This window comes from Caballeronia sp. SL2Y3, from assembly GCF_022879575.1.
Lineage (GTDB): Bacteria > Pseudomonadota > Gammaproteobacteria > Burkholderiales > Burkholderiaceae > Caballeronia.
The window spans coordinates 2,709,002-2,735,228 of sequence record NZ_CP084260.1; the positions used below are offsets into that span (position 1 = coordinate 2,709,002).

Sequence of the window (26,227 nt, forward strand, 5' to 3'; positions counted from 1 at the left end):
CTTATTGCCGGGATCGCCGTGCCTGCTGCCGTTTGTTTTGAATTTGTCTGAACCGGGCGCCGCAAGTCTCAACCGATCGTCATCAAATTCGCGTTACCGCCCGCCGCCGCCGTGTTCACGCTCACCGAGCGTTCCGTCAGCAGACGTTCGAGCGCGTAGTCTTCGCCGTCGTGGCCAGCGTCGGCGAACGTGCCCGCCGCGACGCCCTGTACCGATACGATCGGCCCCGGCCGCTTGGCCACTTCCTTCACCAGCGACAGCAGTTCGTCACTGTCGCCTTCGAACAGCACGGCATCGTAGCCGGCTGCCGGATCCTTGCTCACCGACGCATGCGCCTTCAGCGCGGGCGGCAGCGATGCGACCAGTTGCTCGCCCGCCGATCCCGCGAAGAGCGCCTTGTTGCCGGTCGCCAGCACGGCGGCGAACTGCGCGCGCGCGCCGCTCGCCGTCGATGCCACGCAGAACACGGTGCCGCGCGCGCTCAACGTGTACGTGTTGCGCTCGCCCGTCGGACCCGACAGCACCGCCGTCGCGCCCGCCAGCACATGTTGCAGATAACCGTCGCAACGCGCGGCCGTCTGCGGATCGCGTTCGCCGATGGCCCAGTCGCGCAACGCGGTGAGCGCGGCGGCGGGCGTGCTGGCGGACGGCGTCTCATCGACGACCAGCGTGCTCGCGAGCGACTTCGGCAAGCCGGTCGGGCGCTTGGCAAGCAAACGCTGCAAATACAGTGCACCGCCCGCCTTCGGACCCGTGCCCGACAGACCTTCGCCGCCGAACGGCTGCACGCCGACCACTGCGCCGATCACGTTGCGGTTCACGTAGATGTTGCCCACGTGCGCGCGCTGAATGACATGCGCGATGGTTTCGTCGATCCGCGTATGGATGCCGAGCGTGAGTCCGTACCCCGTCGAGCGAATTTGGTCGAGGAGTTTATCAAGAGACGCGCGGCGATAACGCACCACATGCAGCACCGGCCCGAACACTTCGCGCTTCAGCTCGTCGATGCTTTCAAGCTCGATCAGCGTCGGCGGCACGAACGTGCCTTGGGCGCACGCATCGGGCAGCGGCTGCTGCACGACCTTGCGGCCCTTCTCGCGCATCGCCGCGATGTGCGCGTCGATGCTGCGCTTCGCGTCCGCGTCGATCACCGGACCGACATCCACCGACAGGCGATCCGGATTGCCCACGGCGAGCTGCTGCATCGCGCCGGTCAGCATGTCGAGCGTGCGGTCGGCGACATCGTCCTGCAGACAAAGAACGCGCAGCGCCGAGCAGCGTTGACCGGCCGAATCGAACGAAGACTGCATCACGTCCGCGACGACCTGTTCCGCGAGCGCGGATGAATCGACGATCATCGCGTTCTGCCCGCCGGTTTCCGCGATGAGCGGGATCGGGCGGCCATCGGAATCGAGGCGCTCCGAGAGCGTCTTGTTGATGAGGCGCGCGACTTCCGTCGAGCCGGTGAACATGACGGCACGCGTGCGGGCATCCGCGACGAGCGCCGCGCCGACGGTTTCGCCATCGCCCGGCAGCAATTGCACCGCGCCCGCCGGCACGCCGGCTTCGCGCAGAATGCGCACGGCTTGCGCGGCGATCAGCGGCGTCTGCTCGGCGGGTTTCGCGAGCACCGGATTGCCCGCCGCGAGCGCCGCCGCGACCTGACCCATGAAGATGGCCAGCGGGAAATTCCACGGGCTGATGCACACCACCGGCCCGAGCGGGCGATGCGTGTCGTTCGAAAACTCCGCGCGAATCTGCGACGCGTAATAGCGCAGGAAATCGACGGCTTCGCGAATTTCGGCGATCGCGTTCGGCAAGGACTTGCCCGCTTCGCGCACGACGAGGCCCATCAGCGTGTGCATCTGCGCTTCGAGCAGGTCGGCAGCGCGCGAGAGGCAATCGGCGCGATCTTCGACGGGCGTCGCCTGCCAGATCGGCGCGGCGGCCACGGCATTCGCAAGCGCCGCGCTCACCTGTTGCGACGACGCCTCGACCACGGTGCCGACCACATCGCGATGATCCGCCGGATTGCGAATCTCGCGCGCGACGCCGTTCTGCGGATCGTCGCGTTCCAGCATCGGCACGGCCTGCCACGGATGATTCGCGCTCGCGAGCAGCGCCGACGACAGCGACGCCAGCCGATGCTCGTTCGAAAGATCGAGGCCCATCGAATTGAGGCGCTCGTTGCCGTACAGCTGACGCGGCAGCGGAATCTTGGCGTGCGGCGCGCCGAGCGGCGTGATGGCTTGCGCTTCGTCGATCGGATCGCGCACGAGGTCCTTCACCGGGACCGATTCGTCCGCGATGCGGTTCACGAACGACGTGTTCGCGCCGTTCTCCAAAAGACGCCGCACCAGATACGCGAGCAGCGTTTCGTGCGTGCCGACCGGCGCATACACGCGGCACGGACGGTTCAGCTTGTCGCGGCCGGTCACTTCCTCGTACAGCGGCTCGCCCATGCCGTGCAGGCACTGGAACTCGTACTGGCCGGGATAGTAGTTCTGTCCCGCGAGGTGATAGATGGCCGACAGCGTGTACGCGTTGTGCGTCGCGAATTGCGGATAGACGGCATCCGGCGCGCCGAGCAGCTTCTTCGCGCACGCGAGATACGAGATGTCCGTATAAATCTTGCGCGTGTAGACCGGGTAGCCTTCGAGGCCGTCCACTTGCGCGCGCTTGATTTCGGTATCCCAGTACGCGCCTTTGACGAGACGAATCATCAAGCGATGACGGCTGCGGCGCGCGAGATCGACCAGATAGTCGATCACGAACGGGCAACGCTTCTGGTACGCCTGCACCACGAAGCCGATGCCGTTCCAGCCCGCCAGTTCCGGATCGAAGCACAGCGCCTCGAGCAGGTCGAGCGAGAGTTCGAGGCGGTCGGCTTCCTCGGCGTCGATGTTCAGGCCGATGTCATAGCGGCGCGCGAGTTGCGCCAGCGCGCGCACGCGCGGCAGCAGTTCGCTCATCGTGCGCTCCTGCTGCGAGCGCGAGTAACGCGGATGCAGCGCGGACAGCTTGATCGAGATGCCCGGGCCTTCGTAGATGCCGCGCCCGCCGGCCGCCTTGCCGATCGCGTGGATGGCCTGCTCGTAGGACGCGTAGTAACGCTGCGCGTCTTCTTCGGTCGTCGCGGCTTCGCCGAGCATGTCGTAGGAATAACGGAAACCGCGCGCTTCGAACTTGCGGCTGTTCGCGAGCGCTTCGGAGATGGTCTCGCCGGTGACGAACTGCTCGCCCATCAGACGCATCGCCATGTCGACGCCCTTGCGGATCAGCGGCTCGCCGCCCTTGCCGATCATGCGCGTGAGCGCCGACGAGAGGCCGGCTTCGCTGTTCGTCGTCACGAGCTTGCCGGTGATCATCAGGCCCCACGTCGCGGCGTTGACGAACAACGACGGCGCCTGGCCCATGTGCGAGCGCCAGTCGCCCTTGCTGATCTTGTCGCGAATGAGCGCGTCGCGCGTGGCGCGGTCGGGAATGCGCAAGAGCGCTTCGGCGAGACACATCAGCGCCACGCCTTCCTGACTTGACAGCGAAAATTCGTGGATCAGCCCTTCCACGCCGCCGCCCTTGCTCTTCGCGCGCAGCGTTTCGACGAGCTTCGTCGCGAGCTTTTCAGTGTCGGCGGCAACGGTGGCCGGCAGTCGCGCCTGACCGATCAGAAACGGCACGCATTCCGGCTCCGGACGGCGATACGCCGCCGTGATGGCCGCGCGCAGCACCGACTGCGGTTGCACGTTCTGCGCGAAGTCCAGGAACGGATGCGGCGCGCCGTCTTCGTCGCCTTCGACACTCGCGGCGTCGCTCATTTCCGATGTGCCGTTCACGCCCGAGAGTTCCGGCGGAAGCTGGCCGTGCTCGATCCGCTCCAGATACGCGAAGATCGCCTGCTTGATCAGCCAATGAGGAGTGCGTTCCAGCCGCGTGGCGGCGTCTTTCAGCCGGGACCGCAGCAAATCGTCGACTTTCACGCCAAGGGTTGTGCTCGCCATATTTCCTTCGTTTGCCGGTCACGCTTACCCGGCCAGGGACCTAAAAGTTGGCGAATCGTACCCCGCTGATATAAAAGGTGCAACCGGCATTTTCGAGACGGTTGCACCGCCGCCAAACCGTTGTGAGGCGGGCGTCTCGGCTGTTTTTCGGATGCTTGTCCGGTGGCGGAAATCGCCTAGTAGTTTCCCTAACCCGACGTTTTTTGGGACAACCCCTAAGTAAATGCGTCCCCGCTGCCGATATAAAGCGATGCGCGCCGTCCGGCGCTACAAAAGCAGCTACGGGGAACGACAACATGAGCACGTGGATGGTGGTGGTCGGGGTTTGGGCGATGTTCGCGCTTTGCATGGTGCTGTTCGTGCGCGGGGCGTCGTCGCGTACGCATCATGTCGACGATACGCGCGACGAGGCGACGCCGGTTCGCGGCGGCGCGGAGGCATCGCGCGCGAAAGTCTGACGAGCGGCGGGCGGCCCGCCGCCATTAAACGTCGAGCGGGTCGACTTCCACGTTCCAGCGCAGCACGCCTTTGAGCGAGCGCAGCACCGGCTGCCACGCTCGCAGCGCCGTTTGCAGCGCGGCGCGCGAGCCGCTTTCCAGCAGCAGTTGCGCGCGGTGCACGTTGAAGACCTTGACGATGGTGAGCGGCACGGGATCGTAGACGGTCACGCGGTCCGCGCCGGGCAACGGCGCGAACGCGGCGGCGGCGTCTTCGAGAAACGCGATCGCGGCTTCGAGCGTGCGGCCTTCGGCGCGCAGCATCGCCTGATAGACGAAGGGCGGCAGGCGCGCGTCCCGTCGCTCGGCAAGCGTGGCGTTCGCGAATCCGACGTAGTCTTGTCGCGACAACGCAAGATAAAGCGCGTGGCGCGGATAGCGCGTCTGGATCAGCACTTCGCCCGGCAGCCCGGCGCGGCCGGCGCGGCCGCTCACCTGCGTCAGTTGCGCGAAGAGCCGCTCGCTCGCGCGGAAGTCGTGCGAGAAGAGCGCCGTGTCCGCGTTCAGCACGCCGACGAGCGTGACACGCCGGAAATCGTGTCCTTTCGCGATCATCTGCGTGCCGACGAGAATATCGACCTCGCCCGCGTGGACGTCCGAAAACAGCGCCTGCGCGCTGCCTTTGCGCCGCGTGCTGTCGGCGTCGATGCGCAGCACCCGCGCGCCCGGCACCACGCTCGCGAGCGTCTCCTCGACGCGCTGTGTGCCACGGCCCATCGGCGCGATATCGATGTTGCCGCAATCCGGGCACGACTTCGGAATGCGCGACTCCCAGCCGCAGTGGTGGCAGCGCAGCGCACGCTCCGGCTTATGCAGCACCGCGTAGGCGCTGCAACGCGGGCAGCCCGCGACCCAGCCGCAGGCGTCGCACGAGAGAATCGGCGCGTAGCCGCGTCGGTTCAGAAAGACGAGGCTTTGCTCGCCGCGCTCCAGCCGCGACTTCAGCGCCGCGATGAGAAGCCCCGACAGCCCTTCCACCGACGCCCGGCCGCGCCTGTGTTCTTCTTCCAGATCGATGAGCCGCACGGTCGGCAGCGCGGCGTCGGTCACGGCGCGGCGCGTCAACGTGAGTCGCGTGTAGCGGCCCTGCTCGGCCTGCCACCACGTTTCGAGCGAGGGCGTCGCCGACCCGAGCACCACCGGAATTTCCAGTTGCTTCGCGCGGTAGACCGCCAAATCGCGCGCCGAGTAGCGCAAGCCTTCCTGCTGCTTGTAGGCCGGATCGTGTTCCTCGTCGACGACGATCATCGCGAGGCTCGGCATCGACGCGAGAATGGCGAGCCGCGTGCCGAGCACGATGCGCGCGCTGCCGGTGTGGGCCGCAAGCCAGTTGCGCGCGCGCTCGCCCTCGGCCAGGCCGCTGTGCATGGTGACGATGGAATCCGGCGGGAGCGCGGCAAATCGCTGGCGAAAGGCCGCTTCGAACTGCGGCGTGAGGTTGATTTCCGGTACGAGAACGAGCGCCTGCGCGTCGGGCCGAGCCGCGAGCAACGCGGCAAGCGCGTGGAGATAGACCTCGGTCTTGCCGCTGCCCGTGACGCCGTGGAGTAGGAACGGCGCGAACCCCTTAGCGCCCGCGATGGCATCGACGGCTTCGCGTTGTTCGTCGGTGAGATGCGGAAGCGACGCCGCGCCGGTCGGCGATGACGGCGAGTCGGGCCGCGTCGGTTCGCTTGGCGCGGCCTGTTCGATCCAGCCGCGCGCGAGCCAGTCGTCGAAAGTGGCGGACGCCTTCGGTTGCAGCGCGCGCGCGTCGGATACGGTCACCAACTCATGTTCGGCGAGCGCCGCAGCCAGACGGCGCAGCGCGTGGGCGCGAACGGGCAGCGCGTCCGGGAGCGCATCGCGACCAGCGGGCAGCAGCCGAAAACGCTCCTCGACCGAGAGCAGCCGATCCCACCGCGACGCGTCGCGCAAGGCTTGCGGAAGCGCCGGCAGCGCCACTTCGCCGAGCCCGCGCTGGTAGTATTCCGCCGCGAATTGCGCGAGCGCGATCCACTGCGCGGAAAGCAGCGGGCATTCGCGGCAGATGCGTGTCACGTCGCGCAACTTATTCGGCGGCACCTCGGTCGCGGACGTGATCTCGCAGATCAGCCCGACGACGTCGCGCCGTCCGAACGGCACCTCGACGAGTGCGCCGACGGACGGTTCGCCGCCCAGCGCATAGCGGTAGTCGAACAGCACGGGCATGGGCTGATCGACGGCAACGCGCACGAAAACGTCCGTCATCGCGTGAAGCGTCCGCAAGGCCCGGCACTGCGGGCGCGAGACGGCGGTGCAAGCCTCGCGCGGGCGAAGTTAATGTGAAACGTCAACGTCGCCGGGAAGTGTCCGGTTTTTTTTGGTTTTCCGCCGCTTTCCACAGCCCTGTGGATAACTTTGTTGAGAAGTTCCGCGCGGTCCGCCGCAAAGAATGTCGCGGATCGCTTGCGTGCGTTTGCCCACATATCGGACAAGACTCTTATAAGTTGTTTGGAATCAGCGACTTACAGCAAGAATAGCCGGCTTTTATGGGCTATCTGCGGCGATACGTCTGATGGCGCGATGCAACGAACAAAATGTGCATAAGTCCACCTTGACATCGCGAGAGACCGCCAACTGCGGGCAGTCCCGAAAGCGACGTACGCGCCCGCCATGGACGAGCATCGACGCCCGCTGCGCCGCAGCATCGCTGATTATCGCGAGGCGCCCTGCGCGCGCATGGCGCGACTGTACTCATGCACCTCGTCGACCAGTTCCGCGACGTGCTCCGGCGGCGTGAACTGCGAAATGCCGTGTCCCAGATTGAATACGTGGCCTGGAAAATTCCCGAAGCTGTCCAGGACGCCGCGCGCTTCGGCGCGAATCGCTTCGGGCGGCGCGAAGAGCACGGCGGGATCGATATTGCCTTGTAGCGCGACGCGATCGCCGACGCGCTCACGTGCCGCGCCCAGGTTCACCGTCCAGTCGAGGCCGACCGCATCCACGCCCGTGGCGGCGATCTCGTCGAGCCACAGCCCGCCGCCCTTCGTGAAGGTGATGACCGGCACGCGCGCCCCGTCGTGTTCGCGCTTCAGACCCGAGACGACCTTCGAAATGTAGTCGAGCGAAAAGCGTTGATACGCGCCGTCGGCAAGCGCCCCGCCCCACGTGTCGAAGACCATGACGGCCTGCGCGCCCGCCTCGATCTGCGCGTTCAGATACGCGGTCACGGCTTGCGCATTGATGTCGAGAATGCGGTGCATGAGGTCGGGCCGCGCATAGGCCATGGCCTTCACGGTCCGGTGATCGTCCGAGCCGCCGCCTTCGACCATGTAGCACGCGAGCGTCCACGGGCTGCCGGAAAAACCGATGAGCGGCACCTTCTGGCGACCTTGCGCGTCGGTGAGCGCGCGGCGGATCTGGCTCACGGCGTCGGTCACATAGCGCAGCGTCGCGCCGATGTCCGGCACCGAGAGACGCTTCACATCCTCTTCCGTGCGCACCGTGCGTTCGAAACGCGGACCTTCGCCTTGCACGAAGTTCAGGCCAAGGCCCATCGCGTCCGGCACAGTGAGGATGTCGGAGAAAAGAATCGCGGCGTCGAGCGGATAGCGTTCGAGCGGTTGCAGCGTGACCTCGGTGGCGAAATCCGGATTCTTCGCGAGGCCGAGGAAGCTGCCGGCGCGCGAGCGCGTGGCATTGTATTCGGGCAGATAACGGCCGGCTTGACGCATCAGCCAGATCGGCGTGTATTCGGTCGGCTGGCGCAGCAGCGCACGCAAGAAGGTGTCGTTGAGAAGTGTGTGTGCCACGTCGCTCGGTGCCGAAGCCTGAAGAATCGCCCATTCTACCGGACCGGCTGCCCGTTTTCGCGGCAGCGCGGCGGCAAATCGGCGCGCGTCGCGGCGTTTTCGAGATGATTTGCAGACGCGCGGACGGTCGTTATCATCGATGGCCGCCGGCGTCGTCGCGGCCCATCACAACTAGAACCAGGAGCATCGATGAAACGCATGTCCTTCCGTCTCGCCGCCTGCGCGCTGACTTGGCCGCTTCTCGCATCGAACGTCGCGCACGCTCAGACCGTTCAGGGCGGCAGCGTCGTGCAGGCCGCGCCCGCGTACGCCTCGCGGCTCGACGAAGTGCTCGCGCGCCACACGCTGCGCGTCTGCACGACCGGCGACTACAAACCGTATTCGTTCTTGCGGGCGGACGGTCAGTTCGAAGGCATCGACATCGATCTCGCGGACAGCCTCGCGAAGTCGCTCGGCGCGAAAGCCGATTACGTCAAAACGTCGTGGTCGGATCTGATGAACGACTTCGTCGCGAAGTGCGATATGGCGGTCGGCGGCGTGTCGACGACGCTCGAGCGGCAAAAGCGCGCATTCTTCACCGCGCCGTACATGGAAGACGGCAAGACGCCGATCGTGCGTTGCGGCGACGTCGACAAGTATCAGACCGTCGCGCAGATCGACCAGCCGAACGTGCGCACGATCGTCAATCCGGGCGGCACCAACGAACGGTTCGCGAAGCAATACTTCTCGCACTCGCAGCTGATCGAGTATCCGGACAACGTGACGATCTTCAAGCAGATACTCGACGGCCGCGCCGATGTCATGGTCACCGACGCCTCCGAGACTCTGCTTCAGCAGAAGCTGAATCCCGGTCTGTGCTCGGTGCATCCGGACAAGCCGTTCCAGTTCGGCGAGAAGGCGTATCTGCTGCCGCGCGGGGACGTCGCGTGGCAGCAGTATGTCGATCAGTGGTTGCACCTCGCGCGTTCGACCGGCGAATTTCAGACTGTCGTCGACAAGTGGTTGAAGTAACGCGTCAGCGTTCCGCGCGCAGCAGTACGCCGGCGCGCTCGCCGGTTCGCCGCAACCAGTCGAGCGCCGCGCCGGACTGCGCATGCAGGCGGCCGAAGCCATGCGTCATGTTCGCCGCGTCGATGAGTTCGACGCGTCCGCCGTTCGCTTCGAGGAAACGCTGAAGTTCGTAGGCGTCGTCGTAGAGCGGATCATAGGCGGCCGCGACAATCAACGCGCGCGCGGGCGTCCGCTCGTACGGCTCCGCGAGCGGGAACGCGCGAACGTCGTGCTCGTCGGGCGCGGCGCCGGACAGAAACTGCGTCCAGTACCAGCGCATTTCGTCGTTGGTGAGGCCCGGCCCATTGGCATTGGCGAGACAACTCGGGCTGTCGAACTGGCGGCGCATCACCGGATACAGCAGCAGTTGCATGTTGACGAGGCCCGCTACGCGCTGATTCGCGCCGCGCGCCGCGACGACCGCCAGATGCGCGCCGGCGCTGTCGCCGCCGACGCCCAGCCTGTCCATCGCGAAACCAAGCCGCGAGCGATGTTCCGCCAGCCACAGAAGCGCGTCCAATGCGTCATCGCACGGAGCCGGGAACGGATGCTCCGGCGCGAGCCGGTAATCGACGCTCGCGACGGCACACTGCGCATCGAGCGCGAGCCGCGCGACGAGGCCGTCGTGCGTCTCGATGTCACCCACCACCCAGCCGCCGCCGTGAAAGTAGACAAGCAAGGGCAGCGGTCCGCTTGCCGCCTTCGGCCGATAGATGCGCGCGGCAAGCGTGCGGCTTTGTAAAGAAACGTCAATGTCCTCGACGGCGATGGCGTCGTCGCGCGCGCCCGAGTACGCCTGGGCGACCGCCTTGAACCGCTGGCGCACAGCGGACGCATCCGCATCGGGTCCGAGCGGCGGGAACGCTTCCGCGACGCGGCCGTAATAGTGAAGAAGGTCCGAATCGATGGTCAATGCATGTCTCCAATTAGCGATTTGCGTAGTCACGGCGCATTGAAAACACACCAAAAAATCGTTTTCATGCGTCCGCCCGTGCTATTTTTCTGACGAATAGCCAATACGGCCGCCGCCGTTTAAACTGCATTTTGCACTGGCATTGCGGCGAATGAATAAATGGCCGGATTAAGGCGCAATAATTGGGCAGGAGTAGGCGGTTTCGAGCGACAATGTTGAGCTTGATGATAATGAGTTTTGGGTTACAACCTGAAACACTTTGTTACGGCCATCGTCAATCAATTCGCCCACAATCTGTTCAAACGGTTTCAACACGGGTGGTCTCGATTGCGCTGCGGAAATCGCGACGCAAATCGCAAGCCGGCATGTCCCGGCGCTCCGAATAGGGGGCATCCGTGTTGGGATCGTTCTTCGGTTTAAAGGCATAACCGAAGCTCCCACAGTTGGTCTCCTCGCGCTAACCCCGTAGCGTGTGGTTTTTAGCGGGCTCCAGGCCCGCTTTTTTTTCGCCTCGACAAACGTTTGCGCGCGTCGACGCAGGCGTTTTTCGTATCGTTTGCCCATGACAGAAGGGAGCGCGCTGCGCTCCCTTTGTCTTTCCGCGACGGCGCGGAGGCGTGCTCAGGCGGTCTTCGCTTCGGCCAGCTTCAGTTCGTCGATCATCTGAGCGCGCATCACGAACTTCTGCACTTTGCCGGTGACGGTCATCGGCAACTCGTCGACAAAGCGGATATAGCGCGGAATCTTGTAGTGCGCGATCTGCCCTTCGCAGAATGCACGGATCTCCTGCTCAGTCGCCTGCTCACCCGGGCGCACCACGATCCATGCGCAGACTTCCTCGCCGTATTTCGCGTCGGGCACGCCGAAAACCTGAACCGACTGGATCTTGGGATGACGGAACAGGAATTCTTCGATCTCTCGCGGATAAATGTTCTCGCCGCCGCGTATCAGCATGTCCTTCAACCGCCCGACGATATTGCAGTAACCCTCCGCGTCGAGCGTCGCAAGATCGCCGGTGTGCATCCAGCCATCGACGATCGCTTCGCGGGTCTTGGCTTCGTCGCCCCAATAGCCTTTCATCACCGAATAACCGCGCGTGCAAAGTTCGCCCGTCTGTCCGACCGGCACGATTTGCCCGAGCGCATCGACGATCTTCACTTCGAGATGCGGCTGAATGCGGCCGACAGTGGCGGTGCGCTTGCCGAGGGGGTCCGTCGTCGAACTCTGGAACGAAACGGGGCTCGTCTCCGTCATGCCGTACGCGATGGTGATCTCGTTCAGGTGCATCTTCGACACGACGCGCTTCATCGTCTCGATGGGGCACGGCGAGCCCGCCATGATCCCCGTGCGCAGGCGGCTGAGGTCGTATTTCGCGAAATCGGGGTGATCCAGTTCCGCGATGAACATCGTCGGCACGCCGTGCAGCGCGGTGCAGCCCTCTTCGCTAACGGCGGCGAGCGTCGCGGCGGGATCGAATGCTTCGCCGGGAAAGACCATCGCCGCGCCCGTCGATACGCACGCGAGCACCGCCAGCACCATGCCGAAGCAGTGATACAGCGGCACGGGAATGCAGAGCGAATCGGCCTCGGTCAGGCGCATGGCCATCGCGATATATCGCGCGTTGTTGACAATGTTCCGATGCGTGAGCGTCGCGCCCTTCGGATTGCCGGTCGTACCGCTGGTGAACTGGATGTTGATCGCGTCGTGCGCGTCGAGCTTCGCTTCGAGCGCGTCGAGTCGCGCAGTGTCGAGCGCGGCGCGGCCCCGGCGCATCACGTCGTCGAAATTCAGCATGCCGGGCGTCGTGCCGTCGCCCATGCGGATCACCGTGCGCAGCGCAGGGAGCTTGGCCGCGTGCAGGTCGTTCGGCTCGGCGTCGGACAACTCGGGCGCGAGCGCCTGAAGCATATCCAGATACTTCGATGTCTTGAACTGCTCGGCCGCGATGATCGCCGTGCAGCCGACCTTGTGCAGCGCGTATTCCAACTCGGCGAGCCGATACGCCGGATTGATGTTCACCAAGACAGCACCGATGCGCGCGGTGGCGAACTGCGTCAGCAGCCACTCGGCGCGATTCGGCGACCAGATGCCGACGCGATCGCCCGCCTTGAGGCCGAGTTGCAGCAGCGCGGTCGCGAGCGCGTCGACCTCATGGGCGAACTCGCGCCACGTCCAGCGGACGTTCTGCTCTCGGAACACGACGGCCGGTCGGTCCGGAAAGCGCGCAACCGTTTCCAGAAGGAAGCGCGAGACGGTGGCATCGCTGAGAGGGATATCGGTCGCGCCGCGGACATAAGAGAGGCCGTCGCGCGGTTCGATCTGCGCGCCGGCGTGCGTCGGTTCGTGTGCCATCGATGGACTCCGCCCGGATGAAGGCTAATTGGAAGGCCATTGTGCATGGCGACGCGGCCAGCGGGCATTCAGTGTTACCCGCAATGCTTGTCGGTCAGATCGGTCGAGGCTTCGGGGAATCAAAGCATTACGTGCATACCGGAAGCGTCGCGCATCCGATATGCACATTTGCCGAGGCTTGCACGCATAAAAAAAGCAGCCCGGAGGCTGCTTTCCTGACACGCGAATGTGCGTCTTTGCTCAGTGCTTCGCGTGCGCCTTGCGCAAACGCTGGATCGCTGCGAGCTGCGCCGCTGCATACGCCAGTTCGGCTTGCGCCGTAGCGTACTCGAGTTCGGATGCGTTGTTCTGCATCGCTTCCTCGGCGCGCTTCTTCGCTTGCTCGGCCTTGGCTTCGTCCAGATCGGCACCGCGAATTGCGGTGTCGGCCAGCACGGTCACGATGCCCGGCTGAATCTCCAGAATTCCGCCCGCGACGAACACGAACTCTTCCGAGCCGTCTTCCGCCTCGATGCGCACTGCGCCCGGACGAATGCGCGTGATGAGCGGCGTGTGACCCGGCAGAATGCCGAGCTCACCTGACTCGCCCGGCAGCGCGACGAACTTCGCCTGGCCCGAGAAGATCTGCTCTTCCGCGCTGACGACGTCTACTTTGATGGTTGCCATGTTGTCCAACTCCTGGGTTGAGCGTAGTTCGAGGACGCCGGCACAAGCCGGCGTCCGCTTCGATACACCCGACCTTTACTGGATCTTCTTGGCCTTTTCGAAGGCTTCGTCGATCGTGCCAACCATGTAGAACGCCTGTTCCGGCAGATGATCGCACTCGCCATCGACGATCATCTTGAAGCCACGAATGGTTTCCTTCAGCGGCACGTACTTGCCCGGCGAACCCGTGAACACTTCAGCGACGTGGAACGGCTGCGACAGGAAACGCTGGATCTTGCGCGCGCGCGCGACCGACAGCTTGTCTTCCGGCGACAGTTCGTCCATGCCCAGAATCGCGATGATGTCGCGCAATTCCTTGTAGCGCTGCAGCGTTTGCTGCACGCCGCGCGTGATCGAGTAGTGCTCTTCGCCGATCACGTTCGGGTCGATCTGACGCGAGGTCGAATCGAGCGGGTCCACTGCCGGATAGATACCGAGCGAAGCGATGTCACGCGACAACACGACGGTTGCATCCAGGTGGCCGAAGGTCGTGGCCGGCGACGGGTCGGTCAAGTCGTCCGCAGGGACGTACACGGCCTGAACCGACGTGATGGAGCCGGTCTTGGTCGACGTGATGCGCTCTTGCAGCTTGCCCATTTCTTCAGCCAGCGTCGGCTGATAGCCCACTGCAGACGGCATACGGCCGAGCAGTGCCGACACTTCCGTGCCTGCCAGCGTGAAACGGTAGATGTTGTCCACGAAGAACAGCACGTCCAGGCCTTCGTCACGGAAGTGCTCGGCCATCGTCAGGCCGGTCAGCGCGACGCGCAGACGGTTGCCCGGCGGCTCGTTCATCTGGCCGTACACCAGCGCGACCTTGTCCAGAACGTTCGAGTCCTTCATTTCGTGATAGAAGTCGTTCCCTTCACGGGTACGCTCACCCACGCCTGCGAACACGGAATAACCGCCGTGTTCCTTCGCGATGTTGTTGATGAGTTCCATCATGTTCACGGTCTTGCCCACGCCTGCACCGCCGAACAGACCCACCTTGCCGCCCTTCGCGAACGGGCAGATCAGGTCGATAACCTTGATGCCGGTTTCCAGCAGCTCGGTCGACGGCGACAGTTCGTCGAACGAAGGCGCTTGCTGGTGAATCGAACGCAGGTTCGTCGATTCGATCGGGCCCGCTTCGTCGATCGGACGGCCCAGCACGTCCATGATCCGGCCGAGCGTCGGCTTGCCGACCGGCACGCTGATCGGCTTGCCGGTGTTCTTGACCATCGTGCCGCGGCGCAGGCCGTCGGATGCACCCAGACAGATGGTGCGGACCACGCCGTCGCCCAGCTGCTGCTGGACTTCGAGCGTCAGTTCCGTGCCTTCCAGAATGAGCGCGTCGTAAATCTTCGGCATTTCCGCACGCGGAAATTCCACGTCGATAACGGCGCCGATGCACTGTACGATCTTGCCTTCTACCAAAGCAGTAGTACTCATCGCATTTCCTTTAGATACTGTGTTCTTTCACGCGGTCAGCAAACTCAGACCGCCGCGGCGCCGCCGACGATTTCCGACAATTCTTTCGTAATCGCTGCCTGACGGCTCTTGTTGTAGACGAGCTGCAGTTCGTTGATCACTTGTTTCGCGTTGTCCGACGCCGCCTTCATCGCGACCATGCGCGCTGACTGCTCCGACGCCATGTTCTCCGCGACCGCCTGATAGACGAGCGCCTCGACGTAACGCACGAGCAGGTCGTCCACCACGGTTTGCGCGTCCGGCTCGTAGATGTAATCCCACGACGTCTTCGGCGTTTCGCCTTCGCTCCCCTGTTTATGGAGATCGTCGATCGACAGCGGCAGAAGTTGCTCGATCACCGGCTCCTGCTTCATCGTGTTGACGAAGCGCGTGTACGCCAGGTACACCGCGTTGACCTTGCCTTCCGAGTACAAGTCGAGCTGCACCTTGATCGCGCCGATCAGCTTTTCCAGATGCGGCGTGTCGCCCAATTGCGTGACTTGCGACACGACACGGGCGCGCAGCCGGTTCAGAAAGCCGAGTCCCTTGCCGCCGATGGCCGACGCCTCGATGGACACGCCGCTCTGATCCAGTTCCTTGATGCGGTTCAGCGACGCACGCAGGATGTTCGTGTTCATGCCGCCGCACAGGCCCTTGTCGGTCGTGACGAGGATCAGGCCAGCCGCTTTCGCGCCGTCGTTCTTCACCATGAACGGGTGACGATACTCGGGATTCGCGGCGCTCATGTGCGCTGCGATTGCGCGGACTCGGTCGGCGTACGGGCGGGCGGAACGCATGCGCTCCTGGGCGCGGCGCATCTTGGATGCGGCGACCATTTCCATCGCTTTCGTGATCTTGCGCGTGTTCTGCACGCTCTTGATCTTGCCGCGAATTTCCTTCATTCCAGCCATTGCTTACTCCTTGATCGAAGCCGCGCGGCGGTCATCGACGATGCGCCGCGCGTTGCTCCTCAGTCCCGATCAATAAGCGCCCGACTTCTTGAAGTCCTTCAGCGCGGCATGCAGCGCGCCTTCGTCGTCCTTCGACAAGTCTTTATTGTCTTCGATGCGCTTAATCAGATCGGCATGGCTCGTCTTCAGGTATTCGCGCAGGCCCTTTTCGAACGGCAGCACTTGCGCAACTTCCAGATCGTCGAGATAGCCGTTGTTGGCCGCGAACAGCGCCACCGACAGTTCCCACACTTGCAGCGGCTGATACTGCGGCTGCTTCAGCAGTTCCGTCACGCGGCGGCCGCGCTCCAGCTGCTTGCGGGTCGCTTCGTCGAGGTCCGACGCGAACTGCGCGAACGCCGCCAGTTCACGATACTGCGCGAGGTCGGTACGGATACCGCCCGACAGCTTCTTCACGACCTTCGTCTGAGCTGCGCCACCGACGCGCGACACCGACACGCCCGCGTTGATCGCAGGGCGGATACCGGCGTTGAACAGGTCGGTTTCCAGGAAGATCTGGCCGTCGGTAATCGAAATCACGTTCGTCGGGACGAACGCGGTCACGTCGCCGGCTTGCGTTTCGATGACCGGCAGCGCCGTCAGCGAACCGCTCTTGCCCTTCACTTCGCCGTTGGTGAACTTCTCGACGTACTCTTCCGAGACGCGAGCCGCGCGCTCGAGCAGACGCGAGTGCAGATAGAACACGTCACCCGGATACGCTTCGCGGCCCGGCGGACGACGCAGCAGCAGCGAGATCTGGCGATACGCCCATGCTTGCTTGGTCAAGTCGTCATACACGATCAGCGCGTCTTCGCCGCGATCGCGGAAGTATTCGCCCATCGTGCAGCCGGCGTACGGCGCGAGGTACTGCATCGCTGCCGATTCCGAAGCCGAAGCCGCGACGACGATGGTGTAAGCCATTGCGCCGGTTTCTTCGAGCTTGCGCACCACGTTCATGATCGACGAAGCCTTCTGGCCGATCGCGACGTAGATACAGATGAGGTTCTTGCCCTTCTGGTTGATGATCGCGTCGACAGCCACGGCGCTCTTGCCGCACTGACGGTCACCGATGATCAGCTCGCGCTGGCCGCGGCCGATCGGCACCATCGCGTCGATCGACTTCAGACCCGTCTGCACCGGCTGCGACACCGACTTACGCCAGATCACGCCCGGCGCGATCTTTTCGATAGCGTCGGTCATCTTGGCGTTGATCGGGCCCTTGCCGTCGATCGGGTTGCCGAGCGCATCGACCACGCGGCCGATCAGTTCCGGGCCGACCGGCACTTCCAGAATGCGGCCCGTCGTCTTGACGATGTCGCCTTCCGTGATGTGCTCGTACTCACCGAGAATAACGGCGCCGACAGAGTCACGTTCGAGGTTCAGTGCAAGACCGATGGTGTTGCCCGGAAACTCGAGCATTTCGCCCTGCATCACGTCCGAAAGGCCGTGGATACGCACGATACCGTCGGTCACGGAGATCACGGTGCCCTGGTTGCGAACGTCCGCGCTCGCTTCAAGGCCCTGGATCCGGCTCTTGATCAGCTCGCTGATCTCAGAGGGATTGAGTTGCATTATTCGCTCCTGATAGTCAATTCTGTTGCGTGCCAGCTAAGGCGCTTCCAAGAAGCGTCAGGCGGTGAGCGCCGTCTGCATGCTGGCAAGGCGCGCGCGGACCGAGGTATCGAGCACTTCGTCGCCAACCGTCACGCGAACGCCGCCGATCAGCGACTGATCGATTTCGACGATCGGTTTCAGCTTGCGCTCGAACTTGCGTTCGAGGCTTGCGACCAGGTCGTTCAACTGTGCGCCTTCGAGGGGGAACGCGCTGACGATATGCGCGTCGGCCGCACCTTCACGGGCGTTTTTCAGCTCGTCGAACTGGACGGCGATTTCCAGCAGCAGCGGCAGACGATGGTTGTCCACCAGCATGCGCACGAAGTTCTTTGCCTGAGCGTTGCTCTGAGCGAGCGGCGACTTCACCGCGGCGAGCAGCAAGTCGGTGATCTGCTCGCGGCTCACTTTCGGGCTCGAGGCGACCGATTCCACTTCGGGCAGACGCGCAACCTGTGCCAGCTCCTCGACGAAGGTGGACCAGCCCGCGAGATCGCCGGTTTCGGCCACGCGGAACAGCGCTTCTGCGTAAGGACGAGCGATGGTTGCAAATTCGGCCATGATCAGAGCTCGGTTTTGAGTTGATTCAGCAGATCGGCGTGAGCCTTCTGATCGACTTCGCGTCTCAGAATTTGCTCTGCGCCCTTCACGGCCAGCGCCGCGACTTCAGCACGCAGCGTTTCGCGGGCCTTAACGATTTGCTGGTCGGCGTCCGCCTTGGCCTGCGCGATGATGCGCGCGGCTTCGGCTTGCGCGTTGGCCTTGATTTCTTCGGCGACGGCGGCGGCGCGCTTCTCGGCGTCCGCAATGCGCTGCTGGCCGTCGTTGCGAGCCTGCGCGAGTTCCTGGTCGACGCGCTTGTGCGCGGCTTCCAGCTCCGCCTTGCCCTTGTCGGCGGCGGCGAGGCCGTCGGCAATCTTCTTCGAGCGCTCGTCGAGGGCGTTGATCAACGGCGGCCACACGAACTTCATCGTGAACCACGCGAGGATCAGAAACACGACCATTTGCGCAAACAGGGTTGCGTTGAGATTCACGGTGTTTCCTTAAACGTTGCTTGATCGGAGAGTGAAACGGTTAAAAGGCGCTAACCGGCTGTTGTGCTCGATCAGCGCCTCACCCGTTCCGTTCTGCGTCCTGTCAAAAATTCGGACGCGCACTTCCGAGAAACCTCAGCCTGCGAGACGTGCGAGCAGCGGGTTCGCGAACGCAAACAGCATTGCCACACCAACGCCGATCAGGAACGCCGCGTCGATCAGACCAGCCAGCAGGAACATCTTGGTCTGCAGCGGGTTCATCAGTTCCGGCTGGCGGGCGCACGCTTCAATGTACTTGCCGCCCATCAGACCGATACCGATACAGGCGCCGATTGCACCCAGGCCGATGATGATGCCGATACCGACGGCGGTCAGACCCTGGATGTTGGCGATGAAAGCTTGCATGATCACTCCTTTGATTAAAGACTTTGGAACTGGATTTATAAAAATTAAAACTGTGATTCTGTGACGATTCCGGACCTCGGCACGCTCACGTCAGTGCGTGTCATGCGCCTGGCCGAGATACACCAGCGTCAGCATCATGAAAATGAAGGCCTGCAGAAACACGATCAGGATGTGGAACACTGCCCACACCGTGCCCGCGATCACATGGCCAATGAAGCCGAGCACGGACAGGTTCGCACCGAAGGTCCACATGCTGCCGAGAAGCGCGATCAGCAGGAACAGCAGCTCGCCGGCGTACATGTTGCCGAAAAGTCGCATGCCGAGGGAAACCGTTTTGGCGGCGAACTCGATGATGTTCAGCGCGAGGTTCGGAATCCACAGAACCGGATGCGAGCCGAACGGAGCGGACAGCAGTTCGTGCACGAAACCGCCGGCGCCCTTGATCTTGATGTTGTAGTAGAGCATCAGCAGCAACACGCCCAGCGCGATGCCGATGGTGCCGTTGAGGTCAGCGGTCGGCACGATGCGATGATGCGGAAGCGCGTGCTCGAGCCCGAGCCAGCCGATTACGCGGCCAGGCAAGTCAACGGGGATGAAGTCGAGCGAGTTCATCAGCGCGACCCAGACGAACACGGTCAGCGCGAGCGGCGCGATGAAACGGCGGCTGCCGTGGATCATCGACTTCGACTGGTCCTCGACCATTTCCACGAGCATTTCGATTGCGCACTGGAAACGGCCGGGCACGCCGGACGTGGCCTTGCGCGCAGCCAGGCCCAGAATGATGATGGTCAAAAGGCCGCATACGATGGACCAGAACAGCGTGTCCAGATTCCAGACGTGGATGTCGAAGATCGACGTCTGCGGATGCGTGGAAAGATTCTGCAAGTGGTGCGCAATGTACTCGGACGGATCCAGAGCGTGCGTTCCTTCGCTAGCTGCCATATCGTTAAAGCCACCCAAATTGTCAAAAATCTTTCGCCGCCTTCGCTTCCGAGCCGCCGCTTCGCGTCGCGGCTCCGGGGCGAGAGGCCCGTGTGCGGAACGCGTCCCGCACTCATGTTCATGCTACCTACTGCCACCCTGCGCGGCACTTACCCCGGAGGTCATGAAGACCGGCCGGCGCAAGGTCATCGCAGCGCCATCGCAACCCAGTACGCTTTCAGCGCGACGATGTACGTGACGAGCAACGGCAGCCACAGCGCGCTCTTATACCAGAGCGCGACCGCGACGAACATAGCAATCGTCGCTCCCATCTTCACGCCTTCGCCGATCATCCAGCTCATGATCGTTTCGGCGCCGCTTTTCGCCTTCAGGCGCGCGGCGAACAGAGCCGCAGGCACCCAGGCGATCGCTCCTCCCAGGAAGGCTGACAGCGCAGCATCGCCCGGCGGCTTGTAGAACAGCCACCAGAGCAGCGTCGCACCCAGGGACAAAACCATTTGCGCCGCCACGACCCGATACGGCGTGACACGCGATGGACGACTCACTTGCGGGCCGAACAGCTTTTCTGCCTGATCCCGTGTGAGCGGAACGATATTGTTATCTTGCGCTTCGGCGTCCCACGAGTCGTCAGTCGAATTGCGCGGCTGATTTCCGGTGGCGTGACTATCGCCGGTCGAGCGAGCACTGACTTGCATGTTTCCTTTGCGCATGTGCGTCGCATCCGCCTGACGTCCGCACGCGAAGTACTCGCGCTCGGCTTCAGGCCTTCAACCCAGTGTCCGGAGAATCACCTTGCGCTTTCGTGGCGCTTTCGAGGTGGCCTAGCTGATAAATCCGGGGGATTGTAAGCGATTGTTGTCACGGATTCAATAGTTTAGGTGCGTCAAAAGCCAAGCGGACGAACCTTAAAAAACGGTCTCAGAAGCGAGATTTTTCTTGCGATTGCAAGCAGATTTTCAGATTGAAACGGGTTGTGTCGGACGCGTCAAAGGAGCACCCAGCCGATAAGCATGGCCGCGATCCAAAAGGGTATCGACACGACATGGAACGGCGCCCACATGCCCTTCTCGCCGGACAAGCGCACGGCGATGAGATTCGCGAGCGAGCCGATTGCCACGCCGAACCCGCCCACGCTCACGCCGAACGCGAGCGCGCGCCAGTCCTTCGAGAACTCGGCGAGCACGATGGCCGCCGGCACGTTGCTGATGCCCTGCGAGAGCACCGCGCCGGCGGCGAACGCGCGCACCGGCGAGTGGATGCCGATGCGTGCGATGGCATCGTGAATCGTCGGCAACGCGGCCGCACTGCGAAGCACGATGAACATCAGCACGAAGATGAGCAGCAGGAGGTAGTCGATCTTCAGCACGACCTCGCGTCGCCATAGAAGGAAGCCGACGGCCAGCGCCGCCAACGCCGGACCCGCGTGATGCGCATCCGCCAGCGCGACGAAAACGCCGAACGCGGCGATGCTGACGCCGCACAGCCTGCGGTCTACGCGATGCGCCTCGGCATCCCCGGATAGGTCGAGGGGCGTCGCGCGGAATATCGCGAACGTCAGCGCGAACAACAACGCCATCAGCGCCGCGCACAACGGCAGCAGCTTCCACACGAACACACCAAAGGAAACGCCGCTTGTTTGCCAGAGGAACAAGTTCTGAGGATTGCCGAGCGGCGTCAGAATAGAGCCGGCGTTCACTGCCAGCGCAATCACGATCACGAGCTTCTTGAGCGGCAGCGGCGCCAGCTTGTTGAGCGACAGCGCGAGCGGGACCACGGCGAACAGCGCGACATCGTTCGTCAGCAGCGTGGACAGGCCGGCGGCCAGCGCCACAAGCAGCAGCGCGAGCCCGCGCTCACCGTGTATGTGATGCACCAGCCGATGCGCCGCCCACATTAGGAATCCTGACAATTCGATCGCTTTCGTGAGAATCAGCAGACCGGCGAGCGTGAGAACCGTTTGCCAGTCGACCAGACCCGGCAGCGCCGTCAACGGTTGTGGACGGACGATCTCGATCACAACCAGCGCGAACACGAGTATCGCGAGCACTGGTTCCTTCGAAATCGCCTTCCAGATGCGCGTCGGAAAGTCGGGGCGCACGCCCTTGGCATCGAGCTCGGACAAGATCGACCCTTGCCCTTACGCTGCGGGCGTTGTCGTTTCGATGCTGCCGCGCAGCTTCGTCAGAATCCCTTCGAGCGCGTCGAGATTGCCGAAGTCGATCGTGACCTTGCCGCGCCCCCGGCCGCCGACCTTGATCTTCACGCTGGCGGCGAGCAGGTCGGACAATTCCTCTTCCAGACGACGCGTATCGCGTCCGCCGTCGCTTGGCGGGCGCGCCTTCGCGGGCGTCTGCTTGAGCGTCGCCGCGACGAGACGCTCCGTTTCCCGCACCGACAAGCGGCGGTTCACCACATGGTTGGCCAACTGGATCTGCGTGGCGGCGTCGACGGACAAGAGTGCGCGCGCGTGTCCCATGTCGAGATCGCCGGCGAGCAGCATCGTCTGAACGGGCGACGCCAGATTCAAAAGACGCAGCAGGTTCGACACCGCGCTGCGCGAACGCCCGACCGCTTCGGCCGCCTGTTCATGCGTGAAGCTGAATTCGTCGAGGAGCCGCTGGATGCCCTGCGCCTCCTCCAGCGGATTCAGGTCTTCGCGCTGAATGTTCTCGATCAGCGCCATGGCGGCGGCGGCCTGATCGGGGACGTTCTTTACGAGCACCGGCACTTCGTCGAGACCGGCAAGACGCGCCGCACGGAAACGCCGCTCGCCCGCGATGATCTCGTAATGGTCGTCGCCCACGGAACGCACCAGAATCGGCTGCATCAGGCCCTGCGCGCGAATGCTCGACGCGAGTTCCTGCAACGCGCCCTCGTCCATGCGGGTACGCGGCTGATACTTGCCTGCTTGCAGCTTGTCGAGCGCCAGCACCGTCGGCGTGCCCTCGCCGCGCACGGCTTCCGTAATGTCGACGCTGCCGCCGAGTAATGCATCCAGACCGCGGCCCAAACCCTTTTTCTTCATCACAGCGTTCATTTCGGTTCCTCCGTCGGCGTTTCCTGCCGCATCGATTGGGGTTGCAGCGCGCGCAGGCGCTCGATCATTTCCGCGCCGAACTGGACGTACGCCTGCGCGCCGCGCGACGCCTTGTCGAACACGACGCCGGGCAGGCCGTAGCTGGGCGCCTCGGCAAGACGCACGTTGCGCGGGATAACGACATCGAACACCTTGTCGCCGAAGTGTGCTTTAAGCTGATCCGATACCTGCTGCTGCAGCGTGATCCGCGGATCGAACATCACGCGCAACAGTCCGATAACCTTGAGGTCGCGGTTGAGATTGGCGTGGATCTGCTTGATGGTGTTGACGAGGTCTGAGAGTCCTTCGAGCGCGAAGTATTCGCACTGCATCGGGATGATGACGCCGTGCGCCGCGCACAGCGCGTTCAGCGTCAAGAGCGACAGCGCCGGCGGGCAATCAATAAGCACGAAATCATAGTCTGACGCTATGTCCGCAATCGCTGCGCGAAGAATGCGCTCGCGGTTCTCCATGCCGACGAGTTCCACTTCTGCGCCCGCCAATTCGCGGTTAGCCGGCAGCACATCGTAGCCGACGGCTTCGGGACTGACGCGTGCCTCGCGCAACGTGACGCCATCCACCAGCACTTCGTAAACCGTGTTCTCGCAGGCAGCTTTATCCACCCCGCTGCCCATCGTCGCGTTGCCCTGCGGATCCAGGTCGATCAGCAGCACGCGCTGGCCCAGACCGGCCAGACTCGCTGCCAGGTTCACCGCTGTCGTCGTCTTTCCAACGCCGCCCTTCTGATTCGCGACGCAGAAGATTTTTGCCATCGTTTAATGTCCTCGTTTCTTCGCTGTCAGAAGATCAGCATGGCTACAGTACGGCACGGGCTCAGGCATCGAATCGAACCTCGACGAGATGGCGCTCGGCGTCGAGGAACGGCACCGCCAAGCGTTCGATACCCTTGACCGCCGCGCCCTGCGGAAGGCGCGCGATTTCAGCGTCGGGCTTCACCCCTTTCATGGCGAGGATGCAACCGTCCTCCGCGACCAGATGTCGGGCAAGTGTAGCGAAATCCGCGAGCTCTGCGAACGCGCGGGACACGATCACATCGAATTTTCCCGGGACGTCGACGCCCGGCTTCAGTGTTTCGACACGGCCGGTCACGACCGACAAGTTTGGCAGGCCCAGCTGCGCTTTTGCTTGTGACTGGAATGCAGTTTTCTTATGAACGATATCGTTCAGCGTCACCTGCACATCGGGCAATGCGATGCCCAGCACGATGCCCGGCAGGCCGCCGCCCGAACCCACGTCCAACAACGTCGTTGCATGCAGGCCCGCCACGGCCGGCACAATCGCGAGCGAATCCAGAATGTGCTGAATGAGCATCTGCCGGGGCTCGCGGATGGCCGTCAGGTTGTAGACCCCATTCCATTTGCTCAACAGCGCGACGTAATCGAGCAGCGTGCGTTTTTGTTCTGCGGAGAGCGCGACGCCTAGCTCGACGGCACCCTGATCCAGTAACGAATCGAGATCCGTCATTGCACCGCCGACGTCGTGGGCGTCTGCTCGTCGCCGCTGCCGCCCTTGCCGCGACGGCCAAGCCCGCGCTTCAGATGAACCATGAGCAGCGAGATAGCGGCGGGCGTGATTCCCGAGATTCGTGACGCCTGCCCGATGGTTTCCGGACGATGCTGCATCAGCTTTTGCCGCGCCTCGAATGACAAGCCTCGGACGTCGTTGTAGTCGATCCCGTCCGGCAAGCGCGTATTCTCCTGTGCGCCGTTGCGCACGATCTCGTCCGCTTGCCGCTCGATATAGCCTTGATACTTCACGCCGATCTCGATCTGTTCCTTGATTTGCTCGAGGAGAACCGGATCATCTGCGAGCGGAGCATCCGGGCCAGACGTGCCGCCGCGCAGCGCGCAGACGCCGTCGTACGACACGCCCGGGCGACGCAGCAGATCTGCCAAGCTGTATTCGTGGTCAATCGGCTTGCCGAGCAACGCAGTCGCCTCTTCCGCCGGAAGCGTCTTAGGGTTGACCCACGTAGAGCGGAGACGTTCTGTTTCACGTGAAACAGCGTCGCGCTTCCGACTAAATGCGTCCCACCGTGCATCGTCGATGACGCCGATGCTTCGGCCGATCTCGGTCAACCGCATGTCGGCATTGTCTTCGCGAAGCGACAACCGATACTCTGCCCGGCTCGTGAACATGCGATACGGCTCCGACACTCCACGGGTCACAAGGTCATCCACCAGGACGCCGAGATACGCTTCGTCGCGCCGTGGGCACCATGCGTCCTTCCCTTGCACCTGCAACCCAGCGTTAATGCCGGCCAACAGCCCTTGTGCAGCAGCCTCCTCGTAGCCGGTCGTACCGTTAATCTGCCCGGCGAAAAAGAGGCCGTTGATCGCCTTCGTCTCCAGCGACGCCTTCAGCGCGCGCGGATCAAAGTAGTCATATTCGATCGCGTAGCCCGGCCGAAGAATATGCGCGTGTTCCAGGCCACGCATTGACCGGACGAGCTCGAGCTGCACGTCGAACGGCAGGCTGGTGGAGATTCCGTTCGGATAAAACTCGTTGGTCGTCAGCCCTTCCGGCTCGAGGAAGATCTGATGCGCGTCTTTGGAAGCGAACCGGTGGATCTTGTCCTCGATCGACGGACAGTATCGCGGGCCGACGCCTTCGATCACGCCCGTGTACATCGGCGAGCGGTCCAACCCGGAGCGAATGATGTCGTGCGTACGGGAATTCGTGTGCGTCACCCAGCACGGCATCTGCCGCGGGTGCTGCTCGACGCGTCCCAGGAACGAAAAGACCGGGATCGGATCGAGGTCGCCGGGCTGTTCGTCTAGGACGGAGAAGTCGATGGTTCGCCCGTCGATACGAGGCGGCGTCCCAGTTTTGAGCCGCCCTTGCGGCAGCTTCAGCTCCTTCAGACGCGCCGACAACGAGACCGCGGCCGGATCGCCCGCCCGCCCGCCGACATAGTTGTTCAGGCCGACGTGAATCTTGCCGTCCAGGAACGTACCGGCGGTCAGCACGACGGCCCGGGCGCGAAACCGCAGTCCGACTTGCGTAACGGCGCCGACGACGCGGTCGCCTTCGACCATCAAGTCATCGACCGCTTGCTGGAAGAGCCATAGATTCGGCTGATTTTCGAGCCGATGCCGGATGGCCTGCTTATAGAGCACGCGGTCCGCCTGTGCACGCGTGGCGCGGACGGCCGGGCCCTTCGACGAATTAAGGATGCGAAACTGGATGCCCGCCTCGTCTGTCGCCGCTGCCATCGCACCGCCGAGCGCGTCGACCTCTTTAACGAGGTGCCCCTTGCCGATGCCGCCGATCGACGGATTGCAGCTCATTTGCCCGAGCGTTTCGATGTTATGGGTCAAAAGCAGCGTTTCGCAGCCCATTCTCGCCGAAGCCAGCGCGGCCTCGGTGCCTGCATGACCGCCGCCAACGACGATCACGTCAAATTCTGTGGGATAAAGCATGGAGATTTCGTGTGCGGACGACACGAACC

At 63.4% G+C, this 26,227-nt stretch carries 21 protein-coding genes; 2 read left to right on the top strand and 19 right to left on the bottom strand.

Annotation, left to right across the window (positions count from 1 at the left end; all coding sequences use genetic code 11):
* Nucleotides 1-68: 68 nt before the first annotated feature.
* Entirely contained in the window at nucleotides 69-3,998 is a 3,930-nt protein-coding gene (gene putA / locus LDZ26_RS12840) for a trifunctional transcriptional regulator/proline dehydrogenase/L-glutamate gamma-semialdehyde dehydrogenase (protein ID WP_244847520.1), read from the bottom strand.
* Between the two features lie 296 nt (nucleotides 3,999-4,294).
* Between putA and LDZ26_RS12845 the strand changes: the two genes are divergently transcribed.
* A complete protein-coding gene (locus LDZ26_RS12845) occupies nucleotides 4,295-4,456 on the top strand; it encodes a hypothetical protein (protein ID WP_175938639.1) in 162 nt (53 codons plus the stop codon).
* A 24-nt stretch (nucleotides 4,457-4,480) separates the two neighbouring features.
* Here the strand turns inward: LDZ26_RS12845 and LDZ26_RS12850 are convergent, their stop codons facing one another.
* Nucleotides 4,481-6,724 carry a primosomal protein N' gene (locus LDZ26_RS12850; RefSeq protein WP_244847521.1) on the bottom strand — a complete coding sequence of 748 codons (2,244 nt, stop codon included), beginning with the start codon at nucleotides 6,722-6,724 and terminating at the stop codon, nucleotides 4,481-4,483.
* A gap of 446 nt (nucleotides 6,725-7,170) precedes the next feature.
* Nucleotides 7,171-8,268, bottom strand: a complete 1,098-nt coding sequence (hemE, locus tag LDZ26_RS12855; protein ID WP_244847522.1) for a uroporphyrinogen decarboxylase — start codon at nucleotides 8,266-8,268, stop codon at nucleotides 7,171-7,173.
* Between the two features lie 189 nt (nucleotides 8,269-8,457).
* Here hemE and LDZ26_RS12860 point away from each other — a divergent pair, with 189 nt between their 5' ends.
* Nucleotides 8,458-9,279: a transporter substrate-binding domain-containing protein gene (locus LDZ26_RS12860; RefSeq protein WP_244847523.1), complete on the top strand. Its 822-nt coding sequence runs from the start codon at nucleotides 8,458-8,460 to the stop codon at nucleotides 9,277-9,279.
* Between the two features lie 4 nt (nucleotides 9,280-9,283).
* On the opposite strand, the gene LDZ26_RS12865 is transcribed toward LDZ26_RS12860, so the two are convergent.
* From LDZ26_RS12865 to mnmG, 16 genes are all read right to left on the bottom strand, one after another.
* On the bottom strand, nucleotides 9,284-10,231 hold the full coding sequence (locus LDZ26_RS12865) for an alpha/beta hydrolase (RefSeq protein ID WP_244847524.1): 948 nt from the start codon (nucleotides 10,229-10,231) through the stop codon (nucleotides 9,284-9,286).
* Nucleotides 10,232-10,852: 621 nt separating this feature from the next.
* Complete coding sequence (locus LDZ26_RS12870; protein WP_244847525.1) at nucleotides 10,853-12,583, bottom strand: AMP-binding protein; 1,731 nt, start codon at nucleotides 12,581-12,583, stop codon at nucleotides 10,853-10,855.
* A gap of 240 nt (nucleotides 12,584-12,823) precedes the next feature.
* Nucleotides 12,824-13,249: a F0F1 ATP synthase subunit epsilon gene (locus LDZ26_RS12875; RefSeq protein ID WP_175938650.1), complete on the bottom strand. Its 426-nt coding sequence runs from the start codon at nucleotides 13,247-13,249 to the stop codon at nucleotides 12,824-12,826.
* Nucleotides 13,250-13,324: 75 nt separating this feature from the next.
* The gene (gene atpD / locus LDZ26_RS12880) at nucleotides 13,325-14,719 is read right to left on the bottom strand and encodes a F0F1 ATP synthase subunit beta (protein ID WP_244847526.1); all 1,395 of its coding nucleotides are present in this window, start codon (nucleotides 14,717-14,719) and stop codon (nucleotides 13,325-13,327) included.
* 44 nt (nucleotides 14,720-14,763) lie between these two features.
* On the bottom strand, nucleotides 14,764-15,648 hold the full coding sequence (atpG, locus tag LDZ26_RS12885; protein ID WP_244847527.1) for a F0F1 ATP synthase subunit gamma: 885 nt from the start codon (nucleotides 15,646-15,648) through the stop codon (nucleotides 14,764-14,766).
* Between the two features lie 69 nt (nucleotides 15,649-15,717).
* Complete coding sequence (atpA, locus tag LDZ26_RS12890; protein ID WP_159837343.1) at nucleotides 15,718-17,259, bottom strand: F0F1 ATP synthase subunit alpha; 1,542 nt, start codon at nucleotides 17,257-17,259, stop codon at nucleotides 15,718-15,720.
* Nucleotides 17,260-17,316: 57 nt separating this feature from the next.
* A complete protein-coding gene (locus tag LDZ26_RS12895; RefSeq protein ID WP_244847528.1) occupies nucleotides 17,317-17,859 on the bottom strand; it encodes a F0F1 ATP synthase subunit delta in 543 nt (180 codons plus the stop codon).
* Nucleotides 17,860-17,861: 2 nt separating this feature from the next.
* A complete protein-coding gene (locus tag LDZ26_RS12900; protein WP_244847529.1) occupies nucleotides 17,862-18,332 on the bottom strand; it encodes a F0F1 ATP synthase subunit B in 471 nt (156 codons plus the stop codon).
* Nucleotides 18,333-18,467: 135 nt separating this feature from the next.
* The gene (gene atpE, locus LDZ26_RS12905) at nucleotides 18,468-18,737 is read right to left on the bottom strand and encodes a F0F1 ATP synthase subunit C (protein WP_175938665.1); all 270 of its coding nucleotides are present in this window, start codon (nucleotides 18,735-18,737) and stop codon (nucleotides 18,468-18,470) included.
* 90 nt (nucleotides 18,738-18,827) lie between these two features.
* Entirely contained in the window at nucleotides 18,828-19,679 is an 852-nt protein-coding gene (gene atpB / locus LDZ26_RS12910; protein WP_244847530.1) for a F0F1 ATP synthase subunit A, read from the bottom strand.
* Nucleotides 19,680-19,864: 185 nt separating this feature from the next.
* Nucleotides 19,865-20,389 carry an ATP synthase subunit I gene (locus tag LDZ26_RS12915; RefSeq protein ID WP_244847531.1) on the bottom strand — a complete coding sequence of 175 codons (525 nt, stop codon included), beginning with the start codon at nucleotides 20,387-20,389 and terminating at the stop codon, nucleotides 19,865-19,867.
* Nucleotides 20,390-20,664: 275 nt separating this feature from the next.
* A complete protein-coding gene (locus tag LDZ26_RS12920; protein ID WP_370650617.1) occupies nucleotides 20,665-21,801 on the bottom strand; it encodes an SLC13 family permease in 1,137 nt (378 codons plus the stop codon).
* Between the two features lie 15 nt (nucleotides 21,802-21,816).
* Complete coding sequence (locus LDZ26_RS12925) at nucleotides 21,817-22,716, bottom strand: ParB/RepB/Spo0J family partition protein (RefSeq protein WP_244847532.1); 900 nt, start codon at nucleotides 22,714-22,716, stop codon at nucleotides 21,817-21,819.
* Nucleotides 22,713-23,528: a ParA family protein gene (locus tag LDZ26_RS12930; RefSeq protein WP_244847533.1), complete on the bottom strand. Its 816-nt coding sequence runs from the start codon at nucleotides 23,526-23,528 to the stop codon at nucleotides 22,713-22,715. The genes LDZ26_RS12925 and LDZ26_RS12930 overlap by 4 nt, the downstream gene beginning before the upstream one ends.
* Nucleotides 23,529-23,589: 61 nt before the next feature.
* Nucleotides 23,590-24,240 (bottom strand): 16S rRNA (guanine(527)-N(7))-methyltransferase RsmG, encoded by a 651-nt coding sequence (gene rsmG / locus LDZ26_RS12935; RefSeq protein ID WP_244847534.1) that lies wholly within the window; start codon nucleotides 24,238-24,240, stop codon nucleotides 23,590-23,592.
* On the bottom strand, nucleotides 24,237-26,198 hold the full coding sequence (mnmG, locus tag LDZ26_RS12940) for a tRNA uridine-5-carboxymethylaminomethyl(34) synthesis enzyme MnmG (protein ID WP_244847535.1): 1,962 nt from the start codon (nucleotides 26,196-26,198) through the stop codon (nucleotides 24,237-24,239). Before mnmG ends, rsmG begins: the two co-directional genes overlap by 4 nt.
* Nucleotides 26,199-26,227 lie beyond the last annotated feature (29 nt).

Bases quoted from the DNA above. Each gene is read 5' to 3' on its own strand.
- putA (WP_244847520.1), bottom strand. From the start codon at position 3,998: ATGGCGAGCACAACCCTTGGCGTGAAAGTCGACGATTTGCTGCGGTCC.
- LDZ26_RS12845 (WP_175938639.1), top strand. From the start codon at position 4,295: ATGAGCACGTGGATGGTGGTGGTCGGGGTTTGGGCGATGTTCGCGCTT.
- LDZ26_RS12850 (WP_244847521.1), bottom strand. From the start codon at position 6,724: ATGACGGACGTTTTCGTGCGCGTTGCCGTCGATCAGCCCATGCCCGTG.
- LDZ26_RS12860 (WP_244847523.1), top strand. From the start codon at position 8,458: ATGAAACGCATGTCCTTCCGTCTCGCCGCCTGCGCGCTGACTTGGCCG.
- LDZ26_RS12870 (WP_244847525.1), bottom strand. From the start codon at position 12,583: ATGGCACACGAACCGACGCACGCCGGCGCGCAGATCGAACCGCGCGAC.
- LDZ26_RS12875 (WP_175938650.1), bottom strand. From the start codon at position 13,249: ATGGCAACCATCAAAGTAGACGTCGTCAGCGCGGAAGAGCAGATCTTC.
- atpD (WP_244847526.1), bottom strand. From the start codon at position 14,719: ATGAGTACTACTGCTTTGGTAGAAGGCAAGATCGTACAGTGCATCGGC.
- atpG (WP_244847527.1), bottom strand. From the start codon at position 15,648: ATGGCTGGAATGAAGGAAATTCGCGGCAAGATCAAGAGCGTGCAGAAC.
- atpA (WP_159837343.1), bottom strand. From the start codon at position 17,259: ATGCAACTCAATCCCTCTGAGATCAGCGAGCTGATCAAGAGCCGGATC.
- LDZ26_RS12895 (WP_244847528.1), bottom strand. From the start codon at position 17,859: ATGGCCGAATTTGCAACCATCGCTCGTCCTTACGCAGAAGCGCTGTTC.
- atpE (WP_175938665.1), bottom strand. From the start codon at position 18,737: ATGCAAGCTTTCATCGCCAACATCCAGGGTCTGACCGCCGTCGGTATC.
- atpB (WP_244847530.1), bottom strand. From the start codon at position 19,679: ATGGCAGCTAGCGAAGGAACGCACGCTCTGGATCCGTCCGAGTACATT.
- LDZ26_RS12915 (WP_244847531.1), bottom strand. From the start codon at position 20,389: ATGCGCAAAGGAAACATGCAAGTCAGTGCTCGCTCGACCGGCGATAGT.
- LDZ26_RS12925 (WP_244847532.1), bottom strand. From the start codon at position 22,716: ATGAACGCTGTGATGAAGAAAAAGGGTTTGGGCCGCGGTCTGGATGCA.
- LDZ26_RS12930 (WP_244847533.1), bottom strand. From the start codon at position 23,528: ATGGCAAAAATCTTCTGCGTCGCGAATCAGAAGGGCGGCGTTGGAAAG.
- rsmG (WP_244847534.1), bottom strand. From the start codon at position 24,240: ATGACGGATCTCGATTCGTTACTGGATCAGGGTGCCGTCGAGCTAGGC.
- mnmG (WP_244847535.1), bottom strand. From the start codon at position 26,198: ATGCTTTATCCCACAGAATTTGACGTGATCGTCGTTGGCGGCGGTCAT.